Annotated in this window: 2 protein-coding genes; one reads left to right on the plus strand and one right to left on the minus strand. The window is 70.2% G+C overall.

Features of this window, described 5'->3' with window-relative positions; all coding sequences use genetic code 11:
* Window positions 1-7: 7 nt before the first annotated feature.
* Window positions 8-2,089: a M3 family metallopeptidase gene (locus FL311_RS41810; protein ID WP_141333190.1), complete on the plus strand. Its 2,082-nt coding sequence runs from the start codon at window positions 8-10 to the stop codon at window positions 2,087-2,089.
* Between the two features lie 54 nt (window positions 2,090-2,143).
* Here FL311_RS41810 and FL311_RS41815 read toward each other — a convergent pair.
* A partial coding sequence (locus tag FL311_RS41815) for a glycosyl hydrolase family 18 protein (RefSeq protein ID WP_228557446.1) occupies window positions 2,144-3,817 on the minus strand: 1,674 nt, incomplete at its 5' end.

Below are 3,817 nucleotides of genomic sequence, written 5' to 3' on the forward strand. Positions count from 1 at the left end.
GGCCCCCGTGGCTCCCGCCAACCCCCTGCTGGCGAAGTGGAGCGGCCCCCATGGCGGCGTGCCCCCGTTCGACCAGGTGAAGGTGGAGCTGTTCAAGCCCGCCATCGAGGCGGCCATGGACACCTTCCGCAAGGAGCTGGCGACCATCGCGTCGAACCCGGAGCCGCCCACCTTCGAGAACACGCTCGCCGCGCTGGAGGACGCCGGCCGCGCGTTGAGCAACGTGGAGACGCTCTACGGCATCTGGGGCTCGTCCTTGAGCAGCCCCGAGTACCAGGCCGTGGAGCGCGAGCTCGCGCCGAAGTTCGCCGCGTTCGAGGATGAGATCTTCCAGAACGAGGCCCTCTTCCGCCGCATCGAGGCCGTCTACAACTCGCCCGACAAGGCGAAGCTGACGCCCGAGCAGCAGCGGCTCGCGTGGCTGCACCACACGCGCTTCGTGCGCTCCGGCGCCAAGCTGGACGGCGCCGCCAAGCAGCGCCTGGGCGCCATCAACCAGCGCCTGGCCTCGCTCTACACGGCCTTCAGCCAGCACGTGCTCGGCGACGAGGAGGCCTACACCGTCGTCCTGGAGTCCGAGGCGGACCTGGCGGGCCTGCCCGACTCCGTGCGCGCGGGCGCCGCCGCCGCGGCCGAGGCCCGGGGCCAGAAGGGCAAGTGGGTCATCACCAACACGCGCTCCTCCATGGAGCCGTTCCTCACGTACTCGTCCCGCCGGGATTTGCGCGAGAAGGTCTGGCGCAACTACGTCAACCGCGGCGACAACGGCGACGAGCGCGACAACAACGCCATCATCTCGGAGGTGCTCAAGCTGCGCGCCGAGCGAGCGAAGCTGCTCGGCTACGCCACGCACGCGCACTGGCGGCTGGAGAACGCCATGGCCCGCACGCCCGAGCGCGCCATGGAGCTGATGGAGGCGGTGTGGAAGCCCGCCGTGGCCCGCGTCCGCGAGGAGGTCGCGGACATGCAGAAGGTGGCCGACAAGGAGCGCGCCAAGCTCAAGATCGAACCGTGGGACTACCGCTACTACGCGGAGAAGGTCCGCAAGGCGAAGTACGACCTGGACCAGAACGAGGTGAAGCCCTACCTCCAGTTGGAGAAGCTGCGCGAGGGCATGTTCTGGGTGGCCGGCGAGCTGTTCGGCTTCAGCTTCGAGCAGGTGACGGACGTGCCCGTCTTCCACGCCGACGTGCGGGTGTGGGAGGTGAAGGACAAGGCGAGCGGCAAGCACGTGGGCCTGTGGTACTTCGACCCGTACGCGCGCAAGGGCAAGCGCTCGGGCGCGTGGATGAACGCGTACCGCGGCCAGGAGCGCTTCCGAGGGGAGGTGACGACCATCGTCTCCAACAACTCCAACTTCGTGAAGGCGGCGCCCGGCGAGGCGGTGCTCATCTCGTGGGAGGACGCGAGCACGCTGTTCCACGAGTTCGGCCACGCGCTGCACGGCCTGAGCTCGTCGGTGACGTACCCGTCGCTGTCCGGCACCGCCGTGGCGCGCGACTACGTGGAGTTCCCGTCGCAGCTCTTGGAGCACTGGCTGTCCACGCCCGAGGTGCTCAACACCTTCGCGCTGCACTACCAGACGGGCAAGCCCATCCCCCCGGCGCTGGTGGCGCGCATCGAGAAGGCGGCGACGTTCAACCAGGGCTTCGGCACGGTGGAGTACCTGTCCTCCGCGCTCATCGACATGAAGCTGCACCTGGCCGGCGACGCGAGCATCGACCCGGACGCCTTCGAGCGCGACACGCTCAAGGCGCTGGGCATGCCGAAGGAGATCGTGATGCGCCACCGCACGCCGCAGTTCGGCCACGTGTTCGCGGGCGACGGCTACTCGGCGGGCTACTACAGCTACCTGTGGTCCGACACGCTGACGGCGGACGCGTACGAGACCTTCACCGAGGGCAAGGGTGCCTACGACAAGGCCGTGGCGGAGAAGCTGCGCAAGAGCGTGTTCTCGGTGGGCAACACGGTGGACCCGGCCGAGGGCTACCGCGCCTTCCGCGGCCGCGACGCCGGCATCAACGCGCTGATGCGCAAGCGGGGCTTCCCGGTGCCCGCGCAGGCGAAGCAGTCCAAGTCCACGCCGTAGGCGGCGGGTGACGTCCGGGTGCGCGGGGGGACGACGCCTCGCGCACCTGGGGGCTCACGGGTCCAGGAAGGCGCGCTTCACCTGGAGCAGCAGCTCGTCCTTCCTGCCCGCGGGCTGCAGGGGGCGGTGGCCCTGGTTGATGGTCCAGATGATGGTGCCGCCCAGTCCCTCGTCGCGTGCCCACTGGCCCTTCACCGCGACCGACTGCCCGTCCTCGTACGAGACGTAGTTGCAGTGGCCCGCGCCGGTGACGTCGGAGGCGGACAGGTAGGGCGAGGCCGCGCGCTCGTCCCAGTGCCGCTTCATCAGCGGGTCCTGGAGGTACTTGTCCACGATGTTGGCGTAGCTCATGGCGTTGTCGCTCTGGCCCTCGTTGACGTCGGGCCGGCCGTCCAGGGGGATGCGGGGCTCCGTCACGCCCTGCCAGCACGTGCCGAAGAAGCCGATGCCCACGCCCAGCCGTCCGCGCGGCACGCCCGCCCGGATGTAGCCCGCCACGGAGTTGGCGACGGAGCTGGGGCGGTTCTGCGCCTCGTCCCAGAGGGGGCTGGAGTGCCAGCTCTCCCAGCCGCCCCAGTGGCCGCTCATCTTGTAGGACATGATGTTGAGCTGGTCGACGCGCGAGCCCAGCTCCTTCATGAACCTCGCCTCGTGCTCCGGCATCCCGAAGTTGGAGTTGAGCCAGTTCACCGGCACCGTGAGGATGATGTCCGGACGGGCCGCGCGCAGCTCGTCGATGAGCGCCAGGAGCAGCTCCCCGTCGTTGCCCGCGGGCGGCAGGTTGATGGGCTCCCAGTCCAGGTCCAGCCCCATGTAGCCCAGCTCATCCATCGTCTTGAGCAGCTCGCGCACGAAGACGATGCGGCTCTCACCCGTGGACGCCAGCACGAAGCCGTCGTGCTCGCCGAAGCCACCAATCATGAGCAGCGGTATCTTCCCCGCGGCCTTCGCCCGGGTGGACAGCGTCCGGGCGATGGCGGGGCCCTCCAGGTCGGAGACGTCGAAGTCCGTGAACAGCGTCCCGTCGAAGCGGGGGCGCACGCGGCCCACCATGATGTGCGTCATCCCCGAGAAGTCCACCGCGTCGGGCGGGTAGGAGCGGTGCTGGTAGCCCACGTAGTAGCCGGACACCCAGCTCGCCGGCGCGCCGCCGGGCTTGGGCGTCACCGGACCGACCTGCGCACCCGGACCCTCGCCCACGTCGTTGACGGCCCTCACCGTGACGGTGTGCGGCGTGCCGTTGGGCAGCCCCGGGACGTTCGCGCTCCCCGCCTTGACGTCCACCGTCACCGAGTGTCCCCCGGGCTCGGCGGTGACGAGGTAGTGCTTGAGCGCGCGTCCGCCGAAGCTCGCCGGCGCCAGCCAGCTGACGAACACCGCGCCGTTGCCCGGCGTGGCCCTCACCGCGCGCGGCTGACCCGGCGTCGTGGGGTTGGGGATGGACATGCCCGGCTGGGGCACCACCGGCACCGACGGCAAGGAGGCGTCGCCCTCGCCCCGCGCGTTCACCCCGGAGACCTTGAACAGGTACTTGAAGCCGTTGTTGAGCCCCAGCACCGTGGCCTGGCGCTCGCTCGCGCTGACGATGGCGCCGCCGCAGGCCGGGTCGCACCGCACCACGTAGTACAGCAGCGGGTGGCCGCCATCGCTCGTCGGTGGCGTCCACGTCACCAGCGCCTGGGCGTCCGCCGCCTGCGCCTCCACGTCCGAGGGCGCCCCGGGAAGCCC

The organism is Myxococcus sp. AB025B (genome assembly GCF_006518215.1).
In the GTDB taxonomy this organism is placed as follows: domain Bacteria; phylum Myxococcota; class Myxococcia; order Myxococcales; family Myxococcaceae; genus Myxococcus; species Myxococcus fulvus.